This is a genomic window from Serratia sp. CY33802, from assembly GCF_052169095.1.
Lineage (GTDB): Bacteria > Pseudomonadota > Gammaproteobacteria > Enterobacterales > Enterobacteriaceae > Serratia > Serratia bockelmannii.
The window spans coordinates 141,503-166,149 of the sequence record NZ_JBJNLL010000007.1 but is presented as its reverse complement, the minus strand read 5'-3'; the positions used below and the strand labels follow the sequence as shown (position 1 = coordinate 166,149).

The window sequence follows — 24,647 nt, the reverse complement described above, 5'->3', positions numbered from 1 at the left end:
CCGGTGAGTATCAAAACGCAACTACGCCGCCGCCCGGCGGCGGACGACACGCATCTGCCCGCCAGTTTGCCGCCGCTGCTGCGTCGGCTTTACGCCCTGCGCGGCGTGCAGGCTGAGCAAGAGCTGGAACGCGGCGTCAAGGGCATGCTGCCCTGGCAACAGCTGGACGGCATCGACGACGCCGTCGGCCTGCTGCAACAGGCGCTGGCCGACGGTCGCCGTATCATGGTGGTGGGCGATTTCGACGCCGACGGCGCCACCAGCACCGCGCTGACGGTGCTGGCGCTGCGCAGCATGGGCGGCGCAGCCGTCGATTATCTGGTGCCTAACCGTTTCGAAGACGGTTATGGCCTGAGCCCCGAAGTGGTGGAGCAGGCGGCGGCACGCGGCGCAGAACTCATTGTCACCGTCGATAACGGCATCTCCTCCCACGCCGGCGTCGACGTGGCGCACGCCAAGGGCATGCAGGTGCTGGTGACCGATCATCACCTGCCGGGCGAGACCCTGCCGGCGGCCGAAGCGATCGTTAACCCCAACCTGCGCGGCTGTGCCTTCCCGTCCAAATCGCTGGCGGGGGTTGGTGTCGCGTTCTACCTGATGCTGGCGCTGCGCGCCCGCCTGCGGGACAGCGGCTGGTTCGAGCAGCGCGCGCTGGCGATGCCCAATCTGGCGGAGCTGCTGGACCTGGTGGCGCTCGGCACCGTGGCCGACGTGGTGCCGCTGGATGCCAACAACCGTATTCTGGTGTATCAGGGGTTAAACCGCATCCGCGCCGGCAAATGCCGACCGGGCATCCGCGCGCTGCTTGAAGTGGCTAATCGCGATGCCCGCCAACTGGCGGCCAACGATCTCGGTTTCGCTCTCGGTCCGCGCCTCAATGCCGCCGGCCGGCTGGACGACATGTCTATCGGCGTGGCGCTGCTGCTGAGCGACGACATCGCGCAGGCGCGTATGCTGGCCAACGATCTCGATGCGCTGAACCAGACGCGACGCGAGATAGAGCAAGGCATGCAGGTGGAAGCCCTGCAGCTGTGCGATCAGCTGGAGCGCACCAGCACCGAGCTGCCTTACGGGCTGGCGATGTATCACCCGGAATGGCACCAGGGCGTGGTGGGCATCCTCGCTTCGCGCATCAAAGAGCGTTTCCACCGCCCGGTGATCGCGTTCGCACCGGCGGGCGACGGCATACTGAAAGGCTCCGGCCGTTCGGTGCCCGGCCTGCACATGCGCGATGCGCTGGAGCGGCTGGATATGCTGAACCCCGGGCTGATGATGAAGTTCGGCGGCCACGCGATGGCGGCCGGATTGTCGCTGGAAGAGGCCAAATTCGACGAGTTCCGCCAGCGTTTCGGCGAGTTGGTGGGTGAATGGCTCGATCCGGCGATGCTGGAAGGGGTGATCTGGTCCGACGGCGAACTGGCGATGCAGGAGCTGTCGCTGACAACGGCGGAGCTGCTGCGCGAGGGCGGCCCGTGGGGCCAGGCGTTCCCGGAACCGACCTTCGACGGCAAGTTCCGCATCCTGCAGCAGCGGCTGGTGGGCGAGAAACACCTGAAGCTGATGGTGGAGCCGCTCGGCGGCGGCCCGTTGCTCGACGGCATCGCGTTCAACGTGGACACCACGCTGTGGCCTGACAGCAGCGTGCGCGAGGTGGAACTGGCCTACAAGCTCGACGTCAACGAGTTTCGCGGCAACCGCAACGTGCAGCTGCTGATCCAGCATCTTTGGCCGCGCTGAGGCGGAATTGACGTTCGTGCATCGGTCAGTGACTGGTGCACGAACGCTCATCAGTTTCGTGGTGAGATGATCAGGCTGGCGACCCCTTTCTGTTCGATAATTTCCAGCATTCTGAGTGCGGCTCCCTGGGGTTTTACCGCGTTACGTTCCCATTTTTGTACGCTGGTGGTCGACATGTTGACCACGGCCGCTAAATCGGCCTGGCTCAAGCCGAGCCGTCTGCGCAGCATTTTGATGCGTGCGCCGTCCATTTGATCATGCTGCTCACGCTGGGCATGTTGTTCCTGCGCCTGTACTCGTGTGGCGATGTTGCGTACGGTATCGTCTGACACCGCACCGATCTCATTAAAACGCTGTGCCATTTTTTGCAGTCTGAGCAGGCGATTATCAGTCATCGCATTTCACCTCTCGCAAGTAGCCGCTATCGATGGCTCGTTTGATAATTTCCGGCGGCATGGCAAGAAAATCTCTGGCGAGCTCGCGATAGGTTGCCAATTCATCATCGTTGATTTCTTTTGCACCGTTCTGTTTTACGGTGTTTTTCAGCCATCCATCAATAAAATACTGATGACGACCGTGTTTAAACGCCACGATGGATCGAGCTCCACCCCGTTTACCCCGATTGAGCGAAATACGTTTCTTGTAGACGCCGCCGCCCAGATCGCCGTCATGGTTACCGTGTGCGAGTTCGTGAGCCGCGGTGCAAATCTTTTGATCGACGATGCGATTTTTCTTCATAAATTTGTCGAAATCATCCGTGACGAAAATGTCCATTTTGGCACCGCCTGTCCCTGTGAGTCATCATAGCGACTATAGTCTCAATGACCACATTGCTCAATACTTGAACAGCTTAGCGGCGTGAGGGGCACCGGTAATAAAACGCTGGTGAAATTCCTGCTCTTCCTGCCACCCGCTTTGTCGCCCGATCGCCACAAAAACTGACCAACTCGCTATAAACTGCCGCCCGGATCCGTTAGAATTAGCGGTTCCAATGGCATTCCGCCATCGACGACATCAACGTAAAAGAACGAAACCATGTTTGAAATTAACCCGGTAAAAAACCGAATTCAGGACCTGTCCGAGCGGACTGCGGTTCTTAGGGGGTATCTTTGACTATGATGCCAAGAAGGAACGCCTAGAAGAAGTCAACGCCGAGCTGGAGCAGCCGGACGTTTGGAACGAGCCGGAACGCGCACAGGCGCTCGGCAAAGAGCGCGCCGCGCTGGAAGCCATCGTTGAAACCATCGATCAGCTGGAGCAGGGCGGCGAAGACGTCGGCGGGCTGCTGGAACTGGCGGTGGAAGCCGACGATGAAGAGACCTTCAACGAAGCGGTCGCCGAGCTGGATCAACTGATGAGCAAGCTGGATCAGTTGGAATTCCGCCGCATGTTCTCCGGCGAATACGACAGCGCCGACTGCTACCTGGATATCCAGGCCGGCTCCGGCGGCACCGAAGCGCAAGACTGGGCCAGCATGCTGCTGCGCATGTACCTGCGCTGGGCCGAAGCCAAGGGCTTCAAGACCGAAGTGATCGAAGAATCCGACGGCGACGTCGCGGGCCTGAAATCGGCCACCATCAAGATCATCGGCGACTACGCGTTCGGCTGGTTGCGCACTGAAACCGGCGTGCATCGCCTGGTGCGCAAGAGCCCGTTCGATTCCGGCGGCCGTCGCCACACCTCGTTCAGCTCGGTGTTCATCTACCCGGAAGTGGACGACGATATCGATATCGAAATCAACCCGGCGGATCTGCGTATCGACGTGTACCGCGCCTCCGGTGCGGGCGGTCAGCACGTCAACAAGACCGAATCCGCCGTACGTATTACTCACCTGCCAACCAACATCGTGGTGCAGTGCCAGAACGATCGTTCTCAGCATAAGAACAAGGATCAAGCGTTTAAACAGCTGCGAGCCAAGCTGTACGAGTTTGAGATGCAAAAGAAAAATGCTGATAAGCAGACGATGGAAGACAACAAGTCCGACATCGGCTGGGGCAGCCAAATCCGTTCTTACGTGCTGGATGACTCCCGCATCAAGGATTTGCGCACCAACGTCGAAACGCGTAACACGCAGGCCGTACTGGATGGCGACCTGGATAAATTCATTGAGGCAAGTTTGAAAGCCGGGTTATGAGGAATAGAAATGTCTGAACAACAAGTACAGGGCGCCGATCAGGCGCTGGATCTCAATAACGAACTGCAGTCCCGCCGCGAGAAGCTGGCCGGCCTGCGTGAGAACGGCATTGCGTTCCCGAATGACTTCCGTCGCGATTCCACCTCCGACAAACTGCACGCCGCGTACGGTGATAAAGACAACGAAGAGCTGGAAGCGCTGGGCGTAGAAGTGACCGTCGCCGGCCGTATGATGACCCGCCGCATTATGGGCAAGGCATCCTTCGTTACGCTGCAGGACGTGGGCGGCCGCATTCAGCTGTACGTCGCGCGCGACGATCTGGCTGAAGGCGTGTACAACGAGCAGTTCAAGAAGTGGGACCTGGGCGATATCCTCGGCGCGCGCGGCAAGCTGTTCAAAACCAAGACCGGCGAACTGTCGATCCACTGCACCGAGCTGCGTCTGCTGACCAAAGCGCTGCGCCCGCTGCCGGACAAATTCCATGGCCTGGCAGATCAGGAAACCCGTTACCGCCAGCGTTACCTGGATCTGATCGCCAACGAAGAATCGCGCAACACCTTCAAAGTGCGTTCGCAGGTGATGTCGGCTATCCGTAACTTCATGGTGGAACGCGGCTTCATGGAAGTCGAAACCCCGATGATGCAGGTGATCCCGGGCGGCGCGTCCGCGCGTCCGTTCATCACGCACCACAATGCGCTGGATATCGACATGTACCTGCGCATCGCGCCGGAATTGTATCTGAAGCGCCTGGTGGTCGGTGGCTTCGAACGCGTGTTCGAAATCAACCGCAACTTCCGTAACGAAGGCGTTTCTCCGCGTCACAACCCAGAGTTCACCATGATGGAACTCTACATGGCTTACGCGGATTACAAAGACCTGATCGAGCTGACCGAGACCCTGTTCCGCACCCTGACCGAGAAAGTGCTGGGCACCTCTCAGGTGCAGTACGGCGACGAAGTGTTCGACTTCGGCAAGCCGTTCGAGAAGCTGACCATGACCGAGGCGATCAAGAAATACCGTCCGGAAACCGATCTGGCTGACCTGGCCGACATGGGTAAAGCGGTGGCCATCGCCGAATCCATCGGCATCAAGGTTGAGAAGAGCTGGGGCCTGGGCCGCGTCGTGACCGAGATCTTCGAAGAAGTGGCGGAAAGCCATCTGATTCAGCCAACCTTCATCACCGAGTACCCGGCTGAAGTGTCGCCGTTGGCGCGCCGTAACGACGTGAACCCGGAAATCACCGACCGCTTCGAGTTCTTCATCGGCGGCCGTGAAATCGGCAACGGCTTCTCCGAGCTGAACGACGCCGAAGACCAGGCACAGCGTTTCGCCGATCAGGTGAACGCCAAAGACGCCGGCGACGACGAAGCGATGTTCTACGACGAAGACTACGTCACCGCGCTGGAGCACGGCCTGCCGCCGACCGCCGGTCTGGGCATCGGTATCGACCGTATGGTGATGCTGTTCACCAACAGCCACACCATCCGCGACGTGATTCTGTTCCCGGCGATGCGCCCGCAGAAATAATCGCGTTTAGCGTGAAACAACCGGTGCGGGCAACTGCGCCGGTTTTTTTTCGTCTACGGGACTTAACCGCTTAAAACATCGACAGTTACGCGCCATCTCCGCTTGCCCGCCGCCGATAACCGGTTATAATGCCTGTCGCACACCGATGCGGGTGTAGTTCAATGGTAGAACGGCAGCTTCCCAAGCTGCATACGAGGGTTCGATTCCCTTCACCCGCTCCAAAACTTCCTTAATGTATTCATTTCACTGGTTTTTTATAAATTATACGTAATGGCGATCGTGATCCTCCTACAACGGAGTGATACAGCCAATGGCTCAGCGTGATAATCTTTATCGACGTTCCAGCGGGATCTATGTTCTGCGCATCACCGTTCCGGTTCGTTATCGTGCCCTGATAGGGCAGCGTGAAATACATGCATCAACCCGCACAACCCGTCATGCAAATGCCAGAGCTATCGCCGCGCGTTTGCTAGAGAAGTGGTATACGTCTTTGGAAGAGTTCAGACAAATGGATAAAGAGAAGATTCGGGGAAACGCCCCACTGTTGGCTGGTGCCGGCAAAATCAGTCTGAAGTTATTTTGTGAGTCATTTGGTGTTGAGCTTGAGACGGTCGTTCAGCATCTACTGGCAAACAACGTTCCGGTCTATTGCTTTGCTGAAGGGCGAACAGCTTTCCAAATCGAAGATTTCACTGAAGTGGAACGAGAAGATAACGGTGGTTTTGTGCTCAACAACCTTGAGCAGAAAGGTATCGAGGGCGTAATCCGGGGCTACGTCAAATTACTTCAAACTAGCTATGCGCTCAAACAGCTTCTGGAGCAAGGGTATACCGAGGAGGCGGCGTTCAGAACAAACGGCGGCAACCGTCTTTCTATCTGGCTGATGGATTTCCCCGGGGTTAGGTTGGATGCGAGTTCTTTATTTATCAATAATGTGCAGGCTGAGAGTCTGCGTAGCGTTTGGGATAAAGCGTATGCGAAATCAGAGTCAGGGTTGCCCGGTTTCTCAAGTGTTCCTGCCCTTGTATCAGCGTCGACTAACCCCTACTGCAATCCTGCGTATATAAACATGACCGTTTCTGAGCTACTGGAAGCGTTCATGACGTATAAAAATACAGGCGATATAAAACTTGCAAGCGAAGATAAAATTAGATCTCGTATTGAACATTTCATGGAGATAATGGGCGATCTTAAGCTGGGTAAGCTAGACCGCGAGTTAGTGAAAGATTATGTTGCCAGAATGCAGAAAATGCCTGGTAATCTGTATTTGATGCGGCGGAAATATAAGGTTTCAGAGACGAACAAGCTGATTGAAAAGGCGTTAGCTGACGGTCAACCGGTAATGAGCAGAGATGCGATTGGCAGGCATATTGAGTCACTGGGTTCGATGTTGAGATGGGCTAAGAGCGAACGTTATCTACTTGATAACCCTGCGGAGAATGTGCTCGCTCAGCGCCGCGTTATGGTGCGGGAGCAAGATCGCCGCGATCTGTTCACCGAAGAAGAGTTAATAAAAATTTTCTCCGCTGATTGGTTTAAGAAAGGCGAGGGAACACCCAATCAATATGGGCGTTACACGAGATTTCGCCCTTATCATTATTGGCGCTGTATCTGGGCGGACGCATCAATGAACTTTGCCAGCTTTATCTGGCGGATATTCGGGTTGATAAAAATGGAGTGCCGTTTGTTGATTTCAACCTAGATACACCGGATAAGATAATGGATAGTGATGTAAAAGACGGCAGTGAAAAGTCCCTTAAAACAGTCAATGCTATTCGAAAGGTTCCGATTCATCCCAAATTGATCGAATTGGGACTTCTTGAGTATGTCGAAGCATTGAAAATAGCGGGATTTAATCGTCTTTTCCCTGAGTTGAAATATAGCAAAACTAAGGGGTATCGCGGCGCAGCATCCAAATGGTTCAATGATAATTATTTTGGAAAAGTGCTTGGCTTCCCGCGTGATGGTAAGAAGACCTTTCATTCTTTACGTCACACTTTTGTTAATGCTGTAGAGTCATTTGAAAGTAACGAGCGGAAAATCGCGCAGCTTGTTGGCCATGTGCGTGGAAGAACTACCGCAATGACTACCTATTGGAAAGATGAAGAAGTAGTGGACCAATGTAAAACGATCTTTCAGTTATCATATGATTTCACTGATATTTCTCAATTTAAAGTGAGTGCTGGCATAAAAGCACTCAACAATGCGATCCGTAAGCAGAAGCCATAAAAATAATTAAACGCGCTCAGGGTAGGGCGCGTTTATAATTAATTTACTCTTCAGATTTTATTATTTTTTGCTTCCAGGATTTTATTTCCATAAGAACAGCAGAGTCACCATCTTTGTTCCAGATGTTATTACCTAGCCCCATGTAGAAAAAGTGGGATGTAGTTCCGTTTTTATTCTCTAATTTTGAGTCTTTACCATCTCGAGTATAAAGGATTACGAGATCATTCTCTTTGACCTTTCTATCAGGGAACCAAAAAGAGTGTCTCATTTCATTAGATATTTTCCCATCATCTAGATATGTAGTATCAAAAGTAACATAATTTCCAATTTCGTCGTCAGATGTTACCTTCAGAACTAAACGTTCTTTTTTGATATTCCCTGCATCCTTTACATATTTTATTTCTATAGTCATTTGGTAAACATCCTCCCGAATTTCATTATGCTTCCGGAAATCCATAAAGCAATGCCGCCACCTAAGCTGAGCACTCCATAAACATCATTCTCCCATAGTTTAATTGAAATTCCAATTAACAATGCCCCCATGCTTATTGAGACATTATATGCAATTTCAGCACATTTATAAGCAGAGAGTTTTTCACTTAGGATAGCTGAGCTCTTATCTTTAGCATAAAACTGTTCTCTAAAAGATTTTAATGATGAAATCTCATTTTCCATTCTATCAATCTCATCGATCATTAAATTGACACTTCCTATATTCAAAAGTTCTTTTTCACTAAGAGATCTTTTTAATGATGAATAAGACTTTTTTGTAGTTGCCGGGGCTGTAACTACTCCAGGCGTTGTTTCTGAAACTTCATCAATTTGAGGTTCTTCTTTACTACCCACCATTATTCTCCTGTAAGATATTTTTAGTATGGGTAATGCAAAAATAAATCAATGCATTACTAATGGGATTTGTATTGATACTATAATTATAGTCTGTCTATTGTTCCATACCAGAATGCCAAAAAACGACCGTTTTCCGGCATCTTTCTGAATGCAGCCCTTGCACTGTTGAAAAAATAGCCTTGGCTTTTCTGGCAGGCCATCCTATTTTTAACATCGTTTTCTAACATAGTTAGGTGAGGTGGTAGCAATGGCGACTTTTGGTTATGGGCGAGTTTCAACTGTTCAACAAGATACCGAAAATCAGAGATTAGAACTGCTACAGGCCGGGTGCCATATTGATTTCTGGTTTGCAGACATTGTGAGTGGGAAAGTTCATGCTTCCCAGCGTAAAGCGTTCAATGAAATGCTCACAAAGATCCGGGATGGGGAAACGCTAGTTGTCACGAAACTTGATCGGTTGGGAAGAGATGCAGTTGAGATTCTTCAAACAGTAAAGAAGTTGGCTGCGCGTGATATCCGGGTGATAGTCCACCAGCTTGGCACAACAGACCTCACGTCAACTGCCGGAAAGTTGTTACTTTCGATGTTAGCAGCGGTCGCTGAGATGGAACGCGATTTACTGATAGAAAGAACTCAGGCAGGGCTAGCAAGAGCGAAAGCTGAGGGTAAGAAATTGGGTAGACCCTCTAAAACGACACTAGAGCAACGAGAAGCGATTTTATCAAAAAAGGCTAACGGTGATAGCATTAGTTCTATATCACGTTGCTACGGGGTTTCTAGGGCTACTATAGCCGGTATTGTTTAGTCTTCAGTTCTTTGAGGCGCTGATAATAACTAACTATCAGCGCTCATTTCTGTATCAGAGTTTCTCTTGGTTATCTCGTCAATTCGCATCCAGTTTGAACTACGCGGCTTATATACTCTGGGGATTTATCTTTCTGATCCACATAAACAAATGCTAGTAATGAGTAGAAAAGATCAATCTCTCGCCCTGATACTTTTCCCGATTTTTCAATTGTTTGAATCCTCTTCACATACTGCTTTTTTGTTATTCCCGCATCTCGATCTCGCGCCATATGTTCCGCAACATTTGCTGTGTTTTCGCAAACTGAAGGTTCATTGCTTGTTTGGTTGGTCGCTAGTTGCGTGTGTATGACTGGTTGCTGAGCTCCTGTTGCTGCGAACGTATCGAAAGTAGCTAGACTCAGAAATAGTGCATAACCCATTGATATAGTTTTAGGTGGCTTCCGTTTCATACAAATCCTCATGTTTTGATGTGTTACCCAGGACTACATTTTGTTTGCTGCCATGATTATTAAATATTGGGTTTGAAATGTCACGATTAGTGAGTGGCCTGTTAGTGGTCAACGCGCCACATTTCAGGGATGAAAACGAACCTGCGATCTATTTTTGGAAAACGAGTTAAAGATCTGCGTATAGCAACCGGGCTTAGTCAGGAGGCTTTTGCTGATCGCTGCGGTTTTGCACGTAGCTACATGAGCAGAATTGAGAGAGGTGCTTCGAATGCTTCTCTTGATGCTATTGAGACACTTGCGAATGCCTTGAAAGTAAATGCATCAGAGCTACTCAAAGATGAGACGTTTGAGGAAAATACAACCAACTTGCTTGTGCCTTATGCCGCTGATGGCACATGTTTTCATCCCGGATTATCAAGTCCTCGAGATGGGAGCTTTCGAGTTGGCGAAAAAATGGCTCAAAAGCGATTTAGCACGTTTTTGGAAGCTCTTGAATACTTGAGGGGTATGGAGACAGCTAAATGGCGCAGGCCAAACTCTGCTGGAAACTGGGGGCTGGTATCAGCAGTGCGTTGGGATGTTCTCTGCGAGAAATAAGTCTAGCGTTAATATAAGGATCATTTTTTCCGACAGCTGGATTAAAAGACAGACTGCATGGTTACCAGCCCGGGATTTTCTAAGGGTTTTGGTATCAGAACAGTATCATCTCATTTCATTCAATTGCTTTGACGTGAGGATTCTTGAGCGTTCCGGATGTGATTGGAATAATTTGATATGAATCTTTTTGATTGCATTTTGGCAGTTAATATTTTTAAGGCTCGTTGAACAGCTTTTTAAAAGTAACAGTGTTTCCCTAATGGTTTTAAAGGATTTTAAGGACTTTCCGGTAGAAGGCTTATATCTCCGCCTAACTGTTTTTTTGAACAGTTAGACGTAAGCCAATTATCACACACAATCTTTCCGTGTAGATTCTTCTAACCTTCACTGGACGCTCACTCTGTTTTGGTTCGGTTAGTAAGGCTTCTCAAAACAGTGCGCGCGACTAGGCTCCAGTGACTCTTTCGAGCATCTCCACCCTAGGCCCTTATGTCGCGTTACTTCTGGGCCCGCTATGAATAATCATAGCTTTAAAACCGCGTAGAACGTATGGATACCGATAGACCGCGGAGTTTATTGATTTGAAATGTATACCATGTGATACATTTCAAATCAACAAATATGAAAAAATGCTCTTTGGCCTCCTACAAAACTCTCCTACACTGCTTTTTGTTTTTGTTAATAATTCCATAGGATTACGAGATGTTTGGAGCGGGGGTGTTTTCCCTTCACCGCTCCAAAACCTCCGTAAACATCACCCCATTGAGCTATAACCTTTTTCAGAAAAGCTGATTCTCAACGATTGCATCACCGTTTGGTGTGGGTTGACGTGTGAGACGAGCAAGCCGCTGGCCTGGCATCTTACCGCGATAACACAACGCGCCATCCAGTCCTGATGCGGGTGTGAGCCACCGTTGCTGCCCACACCGCGCCATTGCCGCTTAGCTCCATTTCTGTTTTGCCCCGGAGGGGAGGAGATTGTCCGTTTCTTCGCAGGAGCGATCGCATTCTTTCGGCAGCAGGAAGGTGATACTTCCCGCCAGCAGCAGCGATGCCGCCAGCGCGCAAACCGCGACGTTCTGTCCGTACACATAAATCATGACGCCTACCAGATAGGGGCCGCAGAACCCACCGAGGTTGCCCAGCCCGTTGATCACCCCGCGTGCGCTGCCCGCCACTTCTGCCGTCGCAATGCGTCCGGGAATTGACCAGAAGGGGCTGGTCGCCGCTTTAAGGAAGAAGCCGCACACCACCAACGCGATATAGGCGGCCACCACGTGCTCATGCAGGATCACCGAGGCTATCAGCGCCGCCGCAAAACAGTACAGGGAGATCCTGACCCACAAACGGCGTTTACCGCTGCGATCGCTGAACATCGAAATCACATAAATCCCCGCCAGAGTGGCAACAAACGGCAGGATCGCCAATACCCCAACATTGGCCATGCTGCCACCGGTCAGGTTTTTCAAGATGGTGGGCAGCCACAACGTATATCCATAGTCTCCGGTCTGGTAAAAGAAATTCAGCACGACCAGGCGCATTAATCCCTTGTTGCGAAACACCGCTTTTAACGGTGCTTTTGCCGCCGGCACCATCCCTTCTCGCGCTTTGCGCTCCCGGGCCAGTTCGGTCAATAAATAGTCGCGTTCCTTCGCCGGCAGCCAACGCGCCTCTTCCGGGCGGTCACTGATCACCAGCCACCAAATGGCCAGCACCACGACCGACAACAAGCCTTCGATAATGAACAGCCAGCGCCAGTCGAGAGTGGCAATAATCGCGCCGGAAACTGGGGCGGTCAGCATCCCCCCTAGTGGGGCAAACATCATGACAAAGGCATTGGCCCGGCCCAGTTCTTTTTCCGGGAACCAATTGCTGACCATGGTCAGCACGACGGGCAACATTCCTCCTTCGGAGATCCCGAGAATAAAACGCAGCATGAGCAGCTGATACTGATGGGTGACAAAGCCGGTGGCGATAGAGACAATCGCCCAGGCCACGAGCGACCAGGCGATAAAACGTTTCCCGCTACCGTAAACCGCAAGTCGTCCGCCAGGGATTTGCAGAAATAAATAACCAATAAAAAATATCCCACTGGCCACGCCAGCCATTTGGCTGGTAATACCTAAATCCTGTTCCATGCCGCCCGGCAGAGCAAAGCTGATATTAACGCGATCCATAAATGAAATAATACAGGTGACAAGGATCGGCGCGATAACCCGCAGCCAGCGAGTTCCTGGTATTTTATCGGTCATAGTAATGCCTCGATGATATCCGCCACGATAAGCGGATATTTTGTTAGGCTGAATAAAAATGATGGTGCGCCATTCAGGCGATCATTTTTATTGAATTAAGCCAGGAATATCCTGATGGGAAAAATAACCTGCGAGATTATCCAAAACGGATTGGCTCATTCCCTGGCGGGTTTCTACGGTAGCGCTGGCCACGTGGGGCTGAAGCAAAACATTCTCGAGCGCAAAAAACGCTGTCGGGACATGGGGCTCGTTTTCAAACACATCCAGAGCGGCCCCGGCGATAACATGATTTTGTAACGCCTTTATCAGCGCCGCCTCATCGACCAGGCTGCCGCGGGCGATATTGATAAGCCAGGCACGATCGGGCATGGCGTTAAATACGCTGGCATCAATAATCCCGCGGTTTTCCGCACTGCCAGATGCCGCGATCACCAGGAAATCACTCTGCGCTGCGAGCGTGTGCAGATCGGCGCACCACGGGTAATCCAGGTCGTCTTTGCGCCGGCGGTCAGTATACAGGATGGTCATATCGAAGCCTTTCGCCCGGCGGGCGATGGCTTGGCCAATATTCCCCATGCCAAAAATACCGATGCGCTTACCGCTCACTTTGGTCGCCAGCGGTGGCGGCGTCGTTTCCCAGCGGCCTTCGCGTACAAAACGGTCTCCTTGGCAGAGGCGGCGGCTGGCGGACAGCAAGAGCCCCATCGCCAGATCGGCCACATCATCGGTCAGCACGCCGGCGGTGATCCCGACGCTGATATGGCGTTCCCGGGTGTAGTTGAGGTCGATAGCGTCGGTTCCCACGCCAAAAACAGCAATCATGCCCGCCTGCGGCAGCTGCTCCAGCGTCTCCCGGGTTACCCCCACGTCGCCACGGGTGACCACCGCCTGAACGTCTGCGCCATGGCGAGCCAGGAAGGCTGGAATATCTGATTGTTCATAGAGACGGAATACCCGGTAACTGGCGTCCAACGCGGCCTGTAAAGCATCCATCACAGGCGCGATAAGTAAAATGGTAGGTTGAGTGTCAGTGTGCATCGTTGCGATCCTGTCTGAAAACAATAGGGGATATCCTGTATCAGACGTTTTTTTACCGCTTATTATTGCGATCTACATCACGCCAAAGAGTGTTAAAAAAGCATGTTACTGCTGGCGTGATCTCGTGTGCAATTTCGTGGCTTCTGTCGATTATTATCGGGGGCGATAGCCCGTTATGCCCGTAGGCGGAGAGTGTGAAATCGGTCGATTCTGGTGAAAAGGGTGAATAGCCAGTGATTTTCTGCCGTGGATCACAGGATAAGTAACGCTGTTTCGTAACACTTAATTAAGTGACTTTTGTCACAGTTTTAAACGGCTAAAAACCGTGAGATAGGCCATGACTTATTTCACCATACCGAATGGCCTTTCAGGTGGAGTTTACTCACAGTGGTGATAGGTTGTAAATATTAGAAACAAAGCGGTTTGCTTTGTTGTTTATTCATAGTGACGCCCGTAGAACGATCTAATAGTGATTCTGCCGTAATTACGCCGAGATTGCGTGTTGCCATAACACTATCCAACCATTGTTTTTGTCGGTGAAATACCGAGCCGATATTGACCAGAGAAAATATTATGATTATTGATGCTTTAACCACTGCCGTAAATAATAGGTTCTATCCGGCGGCCATCCGTAAAATGCTGGCCAGTATTATTGAAAATGAGCCGTACAATTTACCTGTCGGGCACTATCAGGTGCAGGGTAAACAGATGTTCTTTAACGTCGTTGAAGGGGAAACCAAACTATTGGCCGACCAGAAGCCAGAGTTTCATCGCCAGTATCTGGATATCCATCTTGTCCTGGAAGGGAAAGAAGTGATTGGCGCCGGGGTTCTGGGGCTACCTCTGCCCCTGAGTGAGCCGTTTAACGAGGCGCACGATCTTGGGTTTAGCCCGGCGATCCCCGGTGAGACTCTCATCCACCTGCAACCCGGTGAACTGGCCGTTATCTTCCCGGGTGAGTTGCACCGCCCGATGAGTACCTGCACGGCACCGGCAGCTCTGCGTAAAATTGTGGCGAAAATCGACTGCGCCCTGCTGACGTAGCAAGACGTTCAGCGGCGGCTGGTATCGCGACTTCAGGCTGCCCGGCGGAAAGCCTCGCTCATCCGCTGTCTGCAGCGATTCCGAAGAATACGCCTTTCCCGTCAAAGCCATAGCCCCTAATTTTTAAAGATTGAGTTGGGTTGAATAAATTTACGGCAGAGATTACGCCGTATTATTTACAGGGATATTTTCTTCAGGTTCACATTACATCCTTAAAGGCCGTGAGTTTACCTCTGTAGTCGATGTAGCCAATCTCATAACGCCTTGATCTTTTAATGCGGTTCCTCCCCATTGGCACAATTTTTTATTTTGGTTTGCCTGCGTTCTGATAGATATTAAAAAAACTATATAAAAATAAATTATTTCGGAGCTAACAATGTCGTTGCAAATCGTGCTTACCCGCAGGGAGGCGCTGGGAAAAATGGTGGGCGTCATCGTCGCCGCCAGCCTGTTGCCTTATTCAAATATAACCTATGCCGAACGGGCACAAATTGCCGCCTCGCCCGTTGAATACGCGCAATTTTTGCAAATTTCGAGAAAAATTACCGAGTTTGACGATTTGGACGTCACCCTCTCCGCCCGCTATTTTTCCGCACTGCGCGAACATTTTCCGCAGTTGAACTCGCAACTCAACGCCCTGTTCACCCTGAGCCAGCAAGCTACCGATGCGGAAACCTTGAACCGACATGCGATTGAACAGGGGCAGAGGGAGCTTATTCAGGCCATCGTGACCGCGTGGTATACCGGAACCGTAGATCCTTCAAGCGCCGAGCAGGGTCAGTTGATTACCTATAAAGAGGCACTGATGTATCGCACGGTTCAGGATGCCCTGATCGTGCCGACCTGGTGCAATTTTGGCCCGCTGTGGTGGACCGGCCTGCCGCCGGGCGTTACCCGCCAACCTTCCATTCCCGCAACAGATTTGCCTGCCGTAGCCGATAAAAAATATGAGGACCGCGTGTGAAAAGCCCAATAATTAATGCTTCCGGCGATGCAGAGGCCGATGTCGTCATTGTCGGTTCCGGTATTGTGGGCGGTCTGATGGCGGATGCTTTGGTGAGCCAGGGCTACTCGGTGCTGGTACTTGAGGCAGGCCCGCGGATTGAGCGCGCACAGGCTGTGGAAAACTGGCGCAATATGCCACTGCACAATCGTGCGGGGTCGGATTTTCAGGGGCTTTACCCGCAATCGGAGTACGCCACCGCGCCGCTCTATTTCCCGGAGAACGACTATATCAAACTGACCGGCCCCAATGGCTCTGGCTTTAAACAGGGCTATTTGCGTGTGGTGGGGGGAACCACCTGGCACTGGGCCGCTTCTTGCTGGCGCAACCATCCCAATGATTTTCGCATGAAATCTCTCTATGGCGTGGGGAGAGACTGGCCTATTTCTTACGAAGATATCGAACCGTGGTACGCGAAAGCCGAAGAGGAAATAGGCGTTGCCGGCCCGAATAATCCGGAGTGGCAGTCCCCTGCGGAACGCAGCGGGCCTTACCCGATGGACATGGTGCCCTGGGCCTACGGCGACAGACGCATTGCTGAGATTGTTAATCCTCACGGTTTTAAATCGGTGCCCATTCCGCAAGGCCGCAGCACCCGGCCCTGGAATGGACGGCCCACCTGCTGCGGCAATAACAATTGCCAGCCGATTTGCCCGATCGGGGCGATGTACAACGGTATTCACCACGTTGAACGGGCCGAACACAAGGGGGCGAAGGTGATCCCTGAAGCGGTGGTGTACAAAATTGACACCGACGACAATAACCGCGTCACCGCCGTTCACTGGTATGACACGGCGCACAACTCCCATCGGGCGATCGGTAAAACGTTCGTTCTGGCCTGCAATGGGATTGAGAACCCGCGCTTGCTGCTGCTGGCGGCCAACGAAAAGAACCCGAACGGCATCGCGAACAGCTCGGATCAGGTGGGACGCAACATGATGGATCACTCGGGCCTGCACTGCTCCTTCCTGGCGCGAGAGGCCCTGTGGGTTGGCCGCGGCCCGGCGCAGAGCAGCTGCATGGTGGGGTATCGTGACGGCGTGTTCCGCAGCGACCACTCCGCCAACAAGATCATCATCAACAACATCAACCGGGTGATCCCCTCCGCCCTTGAAGTCCTGAAAACGGGCAAGGTCGGCAAGGCGCTGCAGGATGAAGTGCGCGATCGCGCCAGCCGCTCGGTGGATCTCTCCATCAGCCTGGAACCGCTGCCGGACCCGAACAACCGTCTGACCCTGAGCCCCACTCGCAAAGACAAGCATGGCCTGGCCTGCCCGGACATCCACTACGACGTCGGCGATTACGTGCGCAAAGGGCTGGAAGTGGTCAAAACCCAGCTACGGCAGATTGGCGACTTGTTCGATGCGCAAGAGTTTGTGATTAACGACAAGCTGAATGCCAACAACCACATTATGGGCGGCACGATCATGGGCAGCGACCCCACGAACTCGGTGGTGAACGGTAATTGCCGTGCTCACGATCACGACAACCTTTGGATCCCGGGTGGAGGCGCCATGGTTTCAGCCAGCGTTGTCAACACCACGTTGACGATGGCGGCGCTTGGACTCAAGGCGGCCAATGACGTACTTCGAGCCCTGGAGAGCAAATGAATAAAATCACCCACGCGCTGGCAGCGACGCTGCTGCTGGGAAGCGGTTTTGCGGCGCATGCCCAGGACGGCGATCTGATCGCTAAAGGGCAAGCGCTGGCTATCGCCTCGGACTGCATGGCCTGCCATACGAATACGCAGCAGCAGGGTAAACCTTTTGCCGGGGGGTACGGCATCGCTTCCCCCATGGGCACTATCTACGCCACCAATATTACTCCATCGGTAAAATACGGTATCGGCGGCTATTCCGAAGCGGCGTTTGCCGACGTGCTGCGCGCCGGGATCCGGAAAGATGGGGCGTATCTCTATCCGGCCATGCCCTACACCGCCTACACCCGTCTGAGTGATGACGAGATCCACGCTCTGTATACCTATTTCATGCATGGCGTTGCCCCGGTCGATGAGCCGGCCAAGCACCAAACCGATCTGCCGTTTCCGTTCAACATCCGCCTCTCCATGGCGGTGTGGAACAGGCTTTATTTGGACAATCGGCGCTTCACCCCGGATCTGACGAAAGGTGAGGCGTGGAACGAAGGGGCCGCGCTGGTGCAGGGCCCGGCTCACTGCGGAACCTGTCATACGCCGCGTAATGTGCTGATGGCGGAAGACAATTCGCGCTTCCTGATGGGGGCATCGTTGGGCTCTTGGTACGCGCCGAATATCACCGCAGATCGCCAAGAAGGGATCGGTGGCTGGAGCGAGCAGGAGTTAGTGGCCTACCTGAAAACCGGTCGGGCGGAAGGGCGCGCGCAAGCGGCGGGGCCAATGGCTGAAGCCGTTGAGCACAGCTTCCAATACCTGACCGACCGGCAGCTGCAGGCGATAGCGACTTACCTGAAGACCGTGCCGTCACAGGGCGATGAGCGCCAGGGTAATAGCTTTAGTCAAGCGCATTACAACGTTGAGCACCATCTCCGTGGCATCAATTCGCCCAACGCCAACCACACGCTCAATAGCGGCGAGGCGCTCTACAGCGGCTACTGCGCCAGTTGCCATCAGCCGGACGGCAGCGGCAGCTTGAACCAGGCCTACCCTTCGCTGTTCAACAACTCCACCACGGCCGCGAGCAATCCGTCAAACCTGATTGCCGTCATTTTGCAGGGGGTTGATCGCCGGGTTGACGGTAAGCACGTCCTGATGCCGAGTTTTGGCGACGGTTCCTATGTCGGAGAGCTGACGGATAAGCAGGTTGCCGATATCGCTAACTTCGTGCTGCAGAACTACGGCAACAGCACGCTGAGCGTGAGCGAGGCTGACGTGAGTGAGGTGCGCGCCGGGGGCCCGAAACCGCTGTTGGCGCGCGCACAGCCGATGATTCTGCCTGGCATGGCCGTCGCGGCGGTCGTCATTATTCTGCTGGTCCTATTCTGGCTCCGCCGCCGCAAGGCACGTTAAGGGGGCGTTCGGTCAGGTGGGTGGCGCCATCTGGCCGAATCTCTGGCCGGGATAACGAGAGATGGTCTTCTGGCGAAGCGGGCAGTGATGGCCAATGATAAAGTCACTGGCAGGGGCAAGCTATATTGTCTCCCCCATTGACAGGCGGAAGTGGAGATCGACACGTTCAATGGTCGGCAGCCCTTTAATTTTTTTTATTATGATTTCTGTCGCCACTTTCCCCATCTCATACCGTGGCGTCAGTACGCTGGCTAACCGAGGAGTAATGATCTGCCCGATCTCAAGACCGTGAAATCCGGCAATGGCCATTTGCGCTGGCACGCTGATACCGTTTGCCAGACATTCCTGTAACACGCCCACGGCCAGATCGTCGTTGGTACAGAGAATCCCATCCATATCCGGATACATCTGGCTCGCAAGCGTCATCATGCCTGTTCCAATCGAAATGGAAGAGATCTTATTGGGGGAGATACGACCGGTAGGTAAATCATGGTTAGCCATTGCCTGACAGTATCCCGTATAACGCTGTTCATCGCGGATATCAGACATTGAACCAAAATAGATAATGCGTTTTTTACCGCTGGCCAGCAGCATGGTGGTCATATCGTAGCCGGCTTTCACATTATCAAAACCCACGTTAATTCGATCTGTATTGCCTGACAGCCCCATGATTTCAGCAACGGGTATTTTTGCCGTCTTCAGGAATTTTTCCGCCCGCAGACTATGGACCGACTCGGTCAGCAGCAGCCCTTTTATCTTAAAAGCCAGGATCGCGGCAATTTGCTCCTCTTCGCGTTTGCTGTTGTAGTCATAATTGACGACCAGCGTCTGATAACCCTGTATAGACGTCACGGATTCAATGCCGGCGAGGACATCAGCAAATATCAGATTGTTAAAAGAAGGAACCAGAACGCCGATGAGGGGAGGGCTATTGGAATAGAGGGCGGGATTGTCGGGATCGGCCTGATAGCCGACTTCCTCGATAACGGCGGCAATGCGCGCAGCTGTTTCCGGTTTAACCCTGTCCGGCGTGCGCAGGTAGCGACTGACCGTCATTTTGGTTACACCCGCCAGTACAGCAATGTCATTTAACGTAATTCGCTGCGACTTCACCATTCATACTCATCTGACCCAGACCGTGTTTGTCATTATGCCCACTGCTGAGTCAAAAGAGAATGCGTGCAATGCGCTACCTCCGGCGTATCCGGTGACAACCGCACGATGCGCCGATCCCGGCTTCTTTTGCCGTTCCAGCATGAGTATGTTCATTATCCCCGCATTTCGTAACGGAGTGAAAGAAAGGCACGCATCAGCGTGCCGTGGACTCTCATGGAAGAAAAGGCGGGCAGTTTGATTCCTTTTCGTCCGCTCAACCCGCTCAATAAGGTGAGCGGGCGATGTGGCCGGGTTAACTGAGAATATCTTCGGCGATCACGTTGAACAGCGTATCGATCTCGCCTTGAGTGTTGTAGTGCATCATGCCGATGCGCAGCACGCCGCCGTCCTGCAACCCCAGCTGTTGCACCAAGCCCAACGCATAGAAATGCCCGCTGCCGGCGCAGATGTTGTGCTGCCCGAGGCGGCGGGCGATTGCGTCAGGCGTATGGTCGCTGAAGGTCAGGGCGAAGGTCGGTGTGCGGCGCGCGCTGTCCGCCTGGGGATTGCCATAAAGCCGCACGCCGTCGAGCTGCTGCAGCCGCTGCAGGAAGTGGCGGCACAGCGCCTCTTCATGCTGGTGGTAGGCGGCGAAGCTCTCCTGCAAACGCTGCCTTAACGGCGCGCCGGGCGCCCCCCACTGCGCCAGATACTCGACAGCGGCCGCGACGCCGGCCAGCGCTTCGAAGCTCTGAGTACCGGTCTCGAAACGGCCGGGGCCGACGTCGGTGGCCGGCTCGACTTTGTACGGACGCAGGCGCTGCAGCCACTGCGGCGCGATGTAGGCCATGCCGATGTGCGGGCCAAAGAACTTGTAGGCGGAGCACACCAGGAAATCACAGCCCAGCGCCTGTACGTCGATCAGGTTATGCGGGGCGTAATGAACGGCGTCGACATACACCTGCGCACCGACCCGATGCGCGGCTTCGACGATGGTTTTGATATCGACAATGCTGCCGGTGACGTTGGAGGCGTAGCTGACCGCCACCAGGCGGGTGTTGGCATTGATGCGCTCACACACTTTCGCGGCATCCAATGCGCAGTCGGCGCTCTCGAGCGGTATCTGATGCACCACGGCCCCTCTGTCGGCAGCGGCCTGCTGCCAGCTGGAGACGTTGGCGTAGTGATCCAGCGCGGTGACGATGACCTCATCGCCGGCCTGCCAGTCGCGGCTGATGATGCGGCTGAGATGAAAAGTCAGCGTGGTCATGTTCATGCCGAAGACGATGGTGTCGGCCGACGGGGCATTTAACAAGGCGCGCACCGATTCCCGCGCCTGGCCCATCACCTCGCCGGTGACTCGGCTGGAGAAGTAGTGGCCGCCCAGGTTGGCGTTGTATGCCCCCAGGTAATCCGTCATTTTTTCCAGCACGCCCCGTGAAACCTGCGCACCGCCGGGGCCGTCGAAAAAGATCGCCGGTTTGCCGTCGATTAGCTGGGACAGGGCGCTGAACTGGCGGCGGGCGAGCTCGGGAGTAAAGGTCATGCTTTCTCTCCCCGCGCGGTGAGGACGAAGAGGTCCAAATGGCCTTCTTCTGTTGGGCTCACGGCGTTGATCGGCGTGGCGTTGTGCCACAGTTTGCTGTCCGCCAGCAGCACGGCTTCGCCGTCCGCCAGCGCTTTTTTAAAGAAGGGATCGTGGTGACTGTCGTCATACAGCATGATTTCACCGCCGACGATGTTGTGCCGGTGAATGGCGATCATCGCGATGTGGTCGAAACCGTCCTGGTGAATGCCTTCCGGCGCCACCTGGGTGTCTTTCTCGATGGCGACCACGCGCATCTGGTGGATCTCTATCTCGGCGCCTTCCGGCAGTTCGTTGCTTTCTGCAAACAGGTTGCACATCTCTGCCATGCCGGCGCTCTGCAACACGGCGCTGTCGATAGGTTCGAAGCGGCGCACCACGTTGCCCTGAAAGTGGTTGATCTGATCCGACTGCATGAAAGTGCGCGGCCCCACTTCGGCGACGTTGGGGTTGAGGTATTTGACGACCGAGTAACGGCGCAGGCGATATTTTCCGTCGGCGTGTTGCGTGTGGGGCAAGGAGGAGAACGATGGCATCAGCTGTTGGGTGGCTTGCGGGCTTAGTACAGTCATACTTATTACGTTTTCGTGTTTCTGTAACATAATCACCTCTAATAATAATAATTTCTGATGTTGTAGGGGGTAATTCGATTGAATTGTAGACGACTCTATAACCAACGCAATTTGGCGGTGGCGAGGTGTGACGGCGGTCGTAAAGTGGGGTGAACGGTAGAGAGGATGAGCGAAAGGGAATGCCGGTATGAAGCGGGTCATTCAGCAAAATAAGCGCTAACGGGGGGAGAATTCATGCGCAAGCATAACGTGACCAAGGTTACGCTTTCAGGGATAACTCTCATGAATATGAGGTGCTTTACTATAATTCCGGGACAGAGTGACCGCAGTGGCATTGCCTGGTTGTTGAAAGAACAATCTTCAATTCCCCCTGAATAAGGACTCCGATCATGCAGCATGTCAGAAAATTCGTCATTTCCTGCCTGTTTGCGTCGATAATGTTCCCCGGCATGGCCTTCGCGGAAGATCCCCCCGTGACACCGTTGGCTACCGGGATCGTCAGCAGCGGCGTAGCCGAAGCGCAAGTGACCGAGGCCGTGCGCCACGGTGAAATCCTGACCATCAAAGTGCGTTTCAAAGGGTTGAAAGACAACCTTAATGGGCAAGGCTTGTATAGCAGTCTGGATAAAAGCAGCCTTGAGAAATCCTTCTATATTCTGGTGGGTAATAAAAAATACCTGCTGCTTACCGATAGCAATAATGTCCCACTGGCCTCTCCCAGCGTGTCATTCAGCTCAAGTTCAGGCATTCCCTATGTCGCCACCTGGTTTGGCAGCTTCCCTGCGCCTCCACCTGATGTGAAAGAGGTGTACCTGACGATCGCCAACGTCGAGCCGCTCGGGCCGATAGCCATTACGGATCGTTGAGCGATGAACGGCCTCAGGAAAGCCGCCTGTGTGGGTGGGATGTTAGCCTTTGGGTTGGTGTCATTGGGTTCATGGGCTGACAGCGGAGAGCCGGCATCCGTGGGGAAACCGGTGATACTCGATCTTAAGGCCACCCGGCTGGATTTGGTTGGTTTGCCTTCGGGGCTGAATGCCGGCGTCCTTGATCTGCAGAGTAAGGCAGCGGATTTGGCTAAACAATCCGCCGACATTTCCGTCAGAGACAGCAAAAATGCCGTAACGTTATCGATGCGCAGCGATGTGCTGTTCGCTTTCGACAGCGATGCGATTGCTGCTAAAGCGGAGCCTGCGCTGCAACAGGTGGCGCAATTTATCGCGGCCGAACCGGTAGGGAACGTGGTGATCGAGGGGCACACCGATGCGGTGGGCAGCGATAAATATAATCAGGATCTGTCGCTGCGACGCGCACGTGCGGTGGCTGTTTGGCTGATCGCACATGGGGTAGAAAAATCTCGTCTGAGTGAACGGGGAAAAGGGGAGGCTGAACCGGTGGCTTCCAACGACACGCCGACGGGCCGGGCCAAGAATCGGCGGGTTGACTTCGTGTTGCCGAAAACCGCTGCCGCCGGTTAACCCCGCGTCGGTGGACGTTTCTTTTGCCAGAGCCGCTTTTAAACGGGCTCTCCTGCTGACTGCTTGTAGGGCGTGGAGCCGGTGACGTTAATGATTGATGAACATAATCGCGTCGCCAAAAGCCTGTATCCCACTTTCGGCTTTCGCTTTAGCGACCCCGACAAAATGCGGGTCAGAACGTCTCGAAATATAGCTCGCGCAACAGCCAGGAGATTTCGTTATTGGTGCGGTTCAGGACGTCTATTCTGTGAACTCCTATCGCTTCTGCGCGCAGATCGAGCAGCAAGTTGCGAATCTGCCGGAATAACGGGGTTTGCGGGTTGGGTTTGGCCAACTGCTGTCCACACAGTTTGATACCGGCGTCGCAGCCGGTGGCGATGTCCGTCAGGCAGCACGGGCAGGTGGTTTTTTGGCGCGCCATATTGCGGCATTGTTGCCCGATTACCTGATTGAAATGGCGTAATTGCAGGCAGACTTCCCGCGAGTTCAACGGGTTGGAATGGGTTGTCATCGGTTTCAGCTCCCTTGTCTGCGCCTATATTGGCACTTACCGATGAAGATAACCACGGACAAGCCGAGGGGGTATCGCCTTGTTTTGTCTGGAAGCAACGAAAGCGATGAGGCCCGCGATGGCGGGCCGGTAGAGTCAGGCGCGTTTAAACAGATTCGCCGCCTGGAACAGCGCAAAGGAACTGACCAGCATCTCGATGCCGACGATCGCCGTCACCAGCGTGACCGACGCCGCCGGGCCTGAACCGATCAGCATCCAGGCGATGATCAAATCGAGCACGCCGATAACGAACTGCAGCCAGTTGCCCGGCAATCCGCGGCGCATATAGCCAGCCGCCAGGCGGGCGATGCCGCCGAGCGCGAACAGCACGGCGAGGTACACTGCCAGCGCCAGAATGCCCGCCAGCGGGCTGGTGATGAACACATAGCCGATAATCAGGTAGGCCACACCCAGCAGAATGCCGCCGATCATCGGCCAAGTATTCTGCGCTCGGTTGGCGATCATGGCGATAATCAGCCCGGCGCCGCTCAACAGCAGCAGGACGCCGACCACGATGCTCAGCGCCGCGCCGGAGGCGAAAGGATTAACCAGGCACACTATACCGCCCGCCAGCAGCAGGAAGGCGATGATCAGCAGGGTGGTGCGTTGCTTTTTGAGCAGTTCTTCGCTCAGGAGGGGCAGATTATTGCGATCAAGGTTTAGCATGTTACAGCTCCATTCTCTTTGTTGCGATCCT

General features: G+C 53.7%; 25 protein-coding genes and 1 tRNA gene. 14 read left to right on the top strand and 12 right to left on the bottom strand.

Annotation, left to right across the window (positions count from 1 at the left end; genetic code table 11):
- Nucleotides 1-3: 3 nt before the first annotated feature.
- Nucleotides 4-1,737 carry a single-stranded-DNA-specific exonuclease RecJ gene (gene recJ, locus ACJ8HA_RS19525; protein WP_016929971.1) on the top strand — a complete coding sequence of 578 codons (1,734 nt, stop codon included), beginning with the start codon at nt 4-6 and terminating at the stop codon, nt 1,735-1,737.
- A gap of 50 nt (nt 1,738-1,787) precedes the next feature.
- Here the strand turns inward: recJ and ACJ8HA_RS19520 are convergent, their stop codons facing one another.
- The gene (locus ACJ8HA_RS19520; protein WP_025304117.1) at nt 1,788-2,132 is read right to left on the bottom strand and encodes a helix-turn-helix domain-containing protein; all 345 of its coding nucleotides are present in this window, start codon (nt 2,130-2,132) and stop codon (nt 1,788-1,790) included.
- Nucleotides 2,125-2,511, bottom strand: coding sequence for a type II toxin-antitoxin system RelE/ParE family toxin (locus tag ACJ8HA_RS19515; RefSeq protein WP_197813281.1), 387 nt, complete (start codon nt 2,509-2,511; stop codon nt 2,125-2,127). The genes ACJ8HA_RS19520 and ACJ8HA_RS19515 overlap by 8 nt, the downstream gene beginning before the upstream one ends.
- 261 nt (nt 2,512-2,772) lie before the next feature.
- Here ACJ8HA_RS19515 and prfB point away from each other — a divergent pair.
- From prfB to ACJ8HA_RS19490, 5 genes are all read left to right on the top strand, one after another.
- A protein-coding gene (gene prfB / locus ACJ8HA_RS19510; protein ID WP_096242572.1) for a peptide chain release factor 2 occupies nt 2,773-3,871 on the top strand; the annotation gives its coding sequence in 2 pieces (ribosomal slippage) (nt 2,773-2,847 and nt 2,849-3,871; 1,098 coding nt in all).
- A 9-nt stretch (nt 3,872-3,880) separates the two neighbouring features.
- Nucleotides 3,881-5,398: a lysine--tRNA ligase gene (gene lysS, locus ACJ8HA_RS19505; protein WP_004931697.1), complete on the top strand. Its 1,518-nt coding sequence runs from the start codon at nt 3,881-3,883 to the stop codon at nt 5,396-5,398.
- A gap of 147 nt (nt 5,399-5,545) precedes the next feature.
- Nucleotides 5,546-5,619: transfer RNA gene (locus ACJ8HA_RS19500), tRNA-Gly, on the top strand.
- 89 nt (nt 5,620-5,708) lie between these two features.
- Entirely contained in the window at nt 5,709-7,100 is a 1,392-nt protein-coding gene (locus tag ACJ8HA_RS19495; RefSeq protein WP_442515457.1) for a DUF6538 domain-containing protein, read from the top strand.
- A 17-nt stretch (nt 7,101-7,117) separates the two neighbouring features.
- Nucleotides 7,118-7,627: a hypothetical protein gene (locus ACJ8HA_RS19490; RefSeq protein WP_368854903.1), complete on the top strand. Its 510-nt coding sequence runs from the start codon at nt 7,118-7,120 to the stop codon at nt 7,625-7,627.
- A 43-nt stretch (nt 7,628-7,670) separates the two neighbouring features.
- Here the strand turns inward: ACJ8HA_RS19490 and ACJ8HA_RS19485 are convergent, their stop codons facing one another.
- Both ACJ8HA_RS19485 and ACJ8HA_RS19480 read right to left on the bottom strand, forming a co-directional pair.
- Nucleotides 7,671-8,039 (bottom strand): hypothetical protein, encoded by a 369-nt coding sequence (locus ACJ8HA_RS19485; protein ID WP_127146802.1) that lies wholly within the window; start codon nt 8,037-8,039, stop codon nt 7,671-7,673.
- Nucleotides 8,036-8,476: a hypothetical protein gene (locus tag ACJ8HA_RS19480; protein WP_127146801.1), complete on the bottom strand. Its 441-nt coding sequence runs from the start codon at nt 8,474-8,476 to the stop codon at nt 8,036-8,038. Before ACJ8HA_RS19480 ends, ACJ8HA_RS19485 begins: the two co-directional genes overlap by 4 nt.
- Before the next feature lie 247 nt (nt 8,477-8,723).
- On the opposite strand from ACJ8HA_RS19480, the gene ACJ8HA_RS19475 reads away from it, so the two are divergent.
- On the top strand, nt 8,724-9,281 hold the full coding sequence (locus ACJ8HA_RS19475; protein ID WP_127146800.1) for a recombinase family protein: 558 nt from the start codon (nt 8,724-8,726) through the stop codon (nt 9,279-9,281).
- Between the two features lie 70 nt (nt 9,282-9,351).
- Here ACJ8HA_RS19475 and ACJ8HA_RS19470 read toward each other — a convergent pair whose 3' ends face one another.
- On the bottom strand, nt 9,352-9,732 hold the full coding sequence (locus ACJ8HA_RS19470; protein ID WP_127146799.1) for a hypothetical protein: 381 nt from the start codon (nt 9,730-9,732) through the stop codon (nt 9,352-9,354).
- 129 nt (nt 9,733-9,861) lie between these two features.
- Between ACJ8HA_RS19470 and ACJ8HA_RS19465 the strand changes: the two genes are divergently transcribed.
- Entirely contained in the window at nt 9,862-10,329 is a 468-nt protein-coding gene (locus ACJ8HA_RS19465; RefSeq protein ID WP_127146798.1) for a helix-turn-helix domain-containing protein, read from the top strand.
- 941 nt (nt 10,330-11,270) lie between these two features.
- On the opposite strand, the gene ACJ8HA_RS19460 is transcribed toward ACJ8HA_RS19465, so the two are convergent.
- Both ACJ8HA_RS19460 and ACJ8HA_RS19455 read right to left on the bottom strand, forming a co-directional pair.
- Complete coding sequence (locus tag ACJ8HA_RS19460) at nt 11,271-12,581, bottom strand: MFS transporter (protein WP_142591589.1); 1,311 nt, start codon at nt 12,579-12,581, stop codon at nt 11,271-11,273.
- An 87-nt stretch (nt 12,582-12,668) separates the two neighbouring features.
- A complete protein-coding gene (locus tag ACJ8HA_RS19455; protein WP_049208196.1) occupies nt 12,669-13,619 on the bottom strand; it encodes a 2-hydroxyacid dehydrogenase in 951 nt (316 codons plus the stop codon).
- A gap of 573 nt (nt 13,620-14,192) precedes the next feature.
- Between ACJ8HA_RS19455 and ACJ8HA_RS19450 the strand changes: the two genes are divergently transcribed.
- The 4 genes from ACJ8HA_RS19450 to ACJ8HA_RS19435 all read left to right on the top strand — a co-directional run bounded on the left by ACJ8HA_RS19450 (nt 14,193) and on the right by ACJ8HA_RS19435 (nt 18,670).
- Nucleotides 14,193-14,663 (top strand): YhcH/YjgK/YiaL family protein, encoded by a 471-nt coding sequence (locus ACJ8HA_RS19450; RefSeq protein WP_025304114.1) that lies wholly within the window; start codon nt 14,193-14,195, stop codon nt 14,661-14,663.
- 376 nt (nt 14,664-15,039) lie between these two features.
- On the top strand, nt 15,040-15,627 hold the full coding sequence (locus tag ACJ8HA_RS19445) for a sugar dehydrogenase complex small subunit (RefSeq protein ID WP_049206132.1): 588 nt from the start codon (nt 15,040-15,042) through the stop codon (nt 15,625-15,627).
- Nucleotides 15,624-17,276, top strand: a complete 1,653-nt coding sequence (locus tag ACJ8HA_RS19440; RefSeq protein ID WP_049208193.1) for a GMC family oxidoreductase — start codon at nt 15,624-15,626, stop codon at nt 17,274-17,276. Before ACJ8HA_RS19445 ends, ACJ8HA_RS19440 begins: the two co-directional genes overlap by 4 nt.
- Nucleotides 17,273-18,670, top strand: coding sequence for a c-type cytochrome (locus tag ACJ8HA_RS19435; protein ID WP_141998899.1), 1,398 nt, complete (start codon nt 17,273-17,275; stop codon nt 18,668-18,670). Before ACJ8HA_RS19440 ends, ACJ8HA_RS19435 begins: the two co-directional genes overlap by 4 nt.
- A 120-nt stretch (nt 18,671-18,790) precedes the next feature.
- Here ACJ8HA_RS19435 and ACJ8HA_RS19430 read toward each other — a convergent pair whose 3' ends face one another.
- The 3 genes from ACJ8HA_RS19430 to ACJ8HA_RS19420 form a co-directional block, all read right to left on the bottom strand.
- Nucleotides 18,791-19,783 carry a LacI family DNA-binding transcriptional regulator gene (locus tag ACJ8HA_RS19430; RefSeq protein ID WP_025304110.1) on the bottom strand — a complete coding sequence of 331 codons (993 nt, stop codon included), beginning with the start codon at nt 19,781-19,783 and terminating at the stop codon, nt 18,791-18,793.
- Nucleotides 19,784-20,078: 295 nt separating this feature from the next.
- On the bottom strand, nt 20,079-21,311 hold the full coding sequence (locus tag ACJ8HA_RS19425) for a cysteine desulfurase-like protein (RefSeq protein ID WP_442515456.1): 1,233 nt from the start codon (nt 21,309-21,311) through the stop codon (nt 20,079-20,081).
- The gene (locus ACJ8HA_RS19420; protein ID WP_225735536.1) at nt 21,308-21,922 is read right to left on the bottom strand and encodes a 2OG-Fe dioxygenase family protein; all 615 of its coding nucleotides are present in this window, start codon (nt 21,920-21,922) and stop codon (nt 21,308-21,310) included. Before ACJ8HA_RS19420 ends, ACJ8HA_RS19425 begins: the two co-directional genes overlap by 4 nt.
- A gap of 389 nt (nt 21,923-22,311) precedes the next feature.
- Between ACJ8HA_RS19420 and ACJ8HA_RS19415 the strand changes: the two genes are divergently transcribed.
- Complete coding sequence (locus ACJ8HA_RS19415; protein ID WP_004931717.1) at nt 22,312-22,788, top strand: hypothetical protein; 477 nt, start codon at nt 22,312-22,314, stop codon at nt 22,786-22,788.
- Between the two features lie 3 nt (nt 22,789-22,791).
- Nucleotides 22,792-23,400 carry an OmpA family protein gene (locus tag ACJ8HA_RS19410; RefSeq protein ID WP_043142565.1) on the top strand — a complete coding sequence of 203 codons (609 nt, stop codon included), beginning with the start codon at nt 22,792-22,794 and terminating at the stop codon, nt 23,398-23,400.
- A gap of 172 nt (nt 23,401-23,572) precedes the next feature.
- On the opposite strand, the gene ACJ8HA_RS19405 is transcribed toward ACJ8HA_RS19410, so the two are convergent.
- The gene (locus ACJ8HA_RS19405) at nt 23,573-23,911 is read right to left on the bottom strand and encodes a hypothetical protein (RefSeq protein WP_025304105.1); all 339 of its coding nucleotides are present in this window, start codon (nt 23,909-23,911) and stop codon (nt 23,573-23,575) included.
- Between the two features lie 135 nt (nt 23,912-24,046).
- Nucleotides 24,047-24,616 (bottom strand): HdeD family acid-resistance protein, encoded by a 570-nt coding sequence (locus tag ACJ8HA_RS19400; protein ID WP_043142563.1) that lies wholly within the window; start codon nt 24,614-24,616, stop codon nt 24,047-24,049.
- Nucleotides 24,617-24,647: the final 31 nt, after the last annotated feature.

Excerpts from the sequence above, each read along its gene's own strand:
- ACJ8HA_RS19520 (WP_025304117.1), bottom strand. The coding sequence starts at position 2,132 with ATGACTGATAATCGCCTGCTCAGACTGCAAAAAATGGCACAGCGTTTT.
- ACJ8HA_RS19515 (WP_197813281.1), bottom strand. The coding sequence starts at position 2,511 with ATGGACATTTTCGTCACGGATGATTTCGACAAATTTATGAAGAAAAAT.
- lysS (WP_004931697.1), top strand. The coding sequence starts at position 3,881 with ATGTCTGAACAACAAGTACAGGGCGCCGATCAGGCGCTGGATCTCAAT.
- ACJ8HA_RS19495 (WP_442515457.1), top strand. The coding sequence starts at position 5,709 with ATGGCTCAGCGTGATAATCTTTATCGACGTTCCAGCGGGATCTATGTT.
- ACJ8HA_RS19490 (WP_368854903.1), top strand. The coding sequence starts at position 7,118 with ATGGATAGTGATGTAAAAGACGGCAGTGAAAAGTCCCTTAAAACAGTC.
- ACJ8HA_RS19485 (WP_127146802.1), bottom strand. The coding sequence starts at position 8,039 with ATGACTATAGAAATAAAATATGTAAAGGATGCAGGGAATATCAAAAAA.
- ACJ8HA_RS19480 (WP_127146801.1), bottom strand. The coding sequence starts at position 8,476 with ATGGTGGGTAGTAAAGAAGAACCTCAAATTGATGAAGTTTCAGAAACA.
- ACJ8HA_RS19475 (WP_127146800.1), top strand. The coding sequence starts at position 8,724 with ATGGCGACTTTTGGTTATGGGCGAGTTTCAACTGTTCAACAAGATACC.
- ACJ8HA_RS19470 (WP_127146799.1), bottom strand. The coding sequence starts at position 9,732 with ATGAAACGGAAGCCACCTAAAACTATATCAATGGGTTATGCACTATTT.
- ACJ8HA_RS19465 (WP_127146798.1), top strand. The coding sequence starts at position 9,862 with ATGAAAACGAACCTGCGATCTATTTTTGGAAAACGAGTTAAAGATCTG.
- ACJ8HA_RS19460 (WP_142591589.1), bottom strand. The coding sequence starts at position 12,581 with ATGACCGATAAAATACCAGGAACTCGCTGGCTGCGGGTTATCGCGCCG.
- ACJ8HA_RS19455 (WP_049208196.1), bottom strand. The coding sequence starts at position 13,619 with ATGCACACTGACACTCAACCTACCATTTTACTTATCGCGCCTGTGATG.
- ACJ8HA_RS19450 (WP_025304114.1), top strand. The coding sequence starts at position 14,193 with ATGATTATTGATGCTTTAACCACTGCCGTAAATAATAGGTTCTATCCG.
- ACJ8HA_RS19445 (WP_049206132.1), top strand. The coding sequence starts at position 15,040 with ATGTCGTTGCAAATCGTGCTTACCCGCAGGGAGGCGCTGGGAAAAATG.
- ACJ8HA_RS19435 (WP_141998899.1), top strand. The coding sequence starts at position 17,273 with ATGAATAAAATCACCCACGCGCTGGCAGCGACGCTGCTGCTGGGAAGC.
- ACJ8HA_RS19425 (WP_442515456.1), bottom strand. The coding sequence starts at position 21,311 with ATGACCTTTACTCCCGAGCTCGCCCGCCGCCAGTTCAGCGCCCTGTCC.
- ACJ8HA_RS19420 (WP_225735536.1), bottom strand. The coding sequence starts at position 21,922 with ATGACTGTACTAAGCCCGCAAGCCACCCAACAGCTGATGCCATCGTTC.
- ACJ8HA_RS19415 (WP_004931717.1), top strand. The coding sequence starts at position 22,312 with ATGCAGCATGTCAGAAAATTCGTCATTTCCTGCCTGTTTGCGTCGATA.
- ACJ8HA_RS19410 (WP_043142565.1), top strand. The coding sequence starts at position 22,792 with ATGAACGGCCTCAGGAAAGCCGCCTGTGTGGGTGGGATGTTAGCCTTT.
- ACJ8HA_RS19405 (WP_025304105.1), bottom strand. The coding sequence starts at position 23,911 with ATGACAACCCATTCCAACCCGTTGAACTCGCGGGAAGTCTGCCTGCAA.
- ACJ8HA_RS19400 (WP_043142563.1), bottom strand. The coding sequence starts at position 24,616 with ATGCTAAACCTTGATCGCAATAATCTGCCCCTCCTGAGCGAAGAACTG.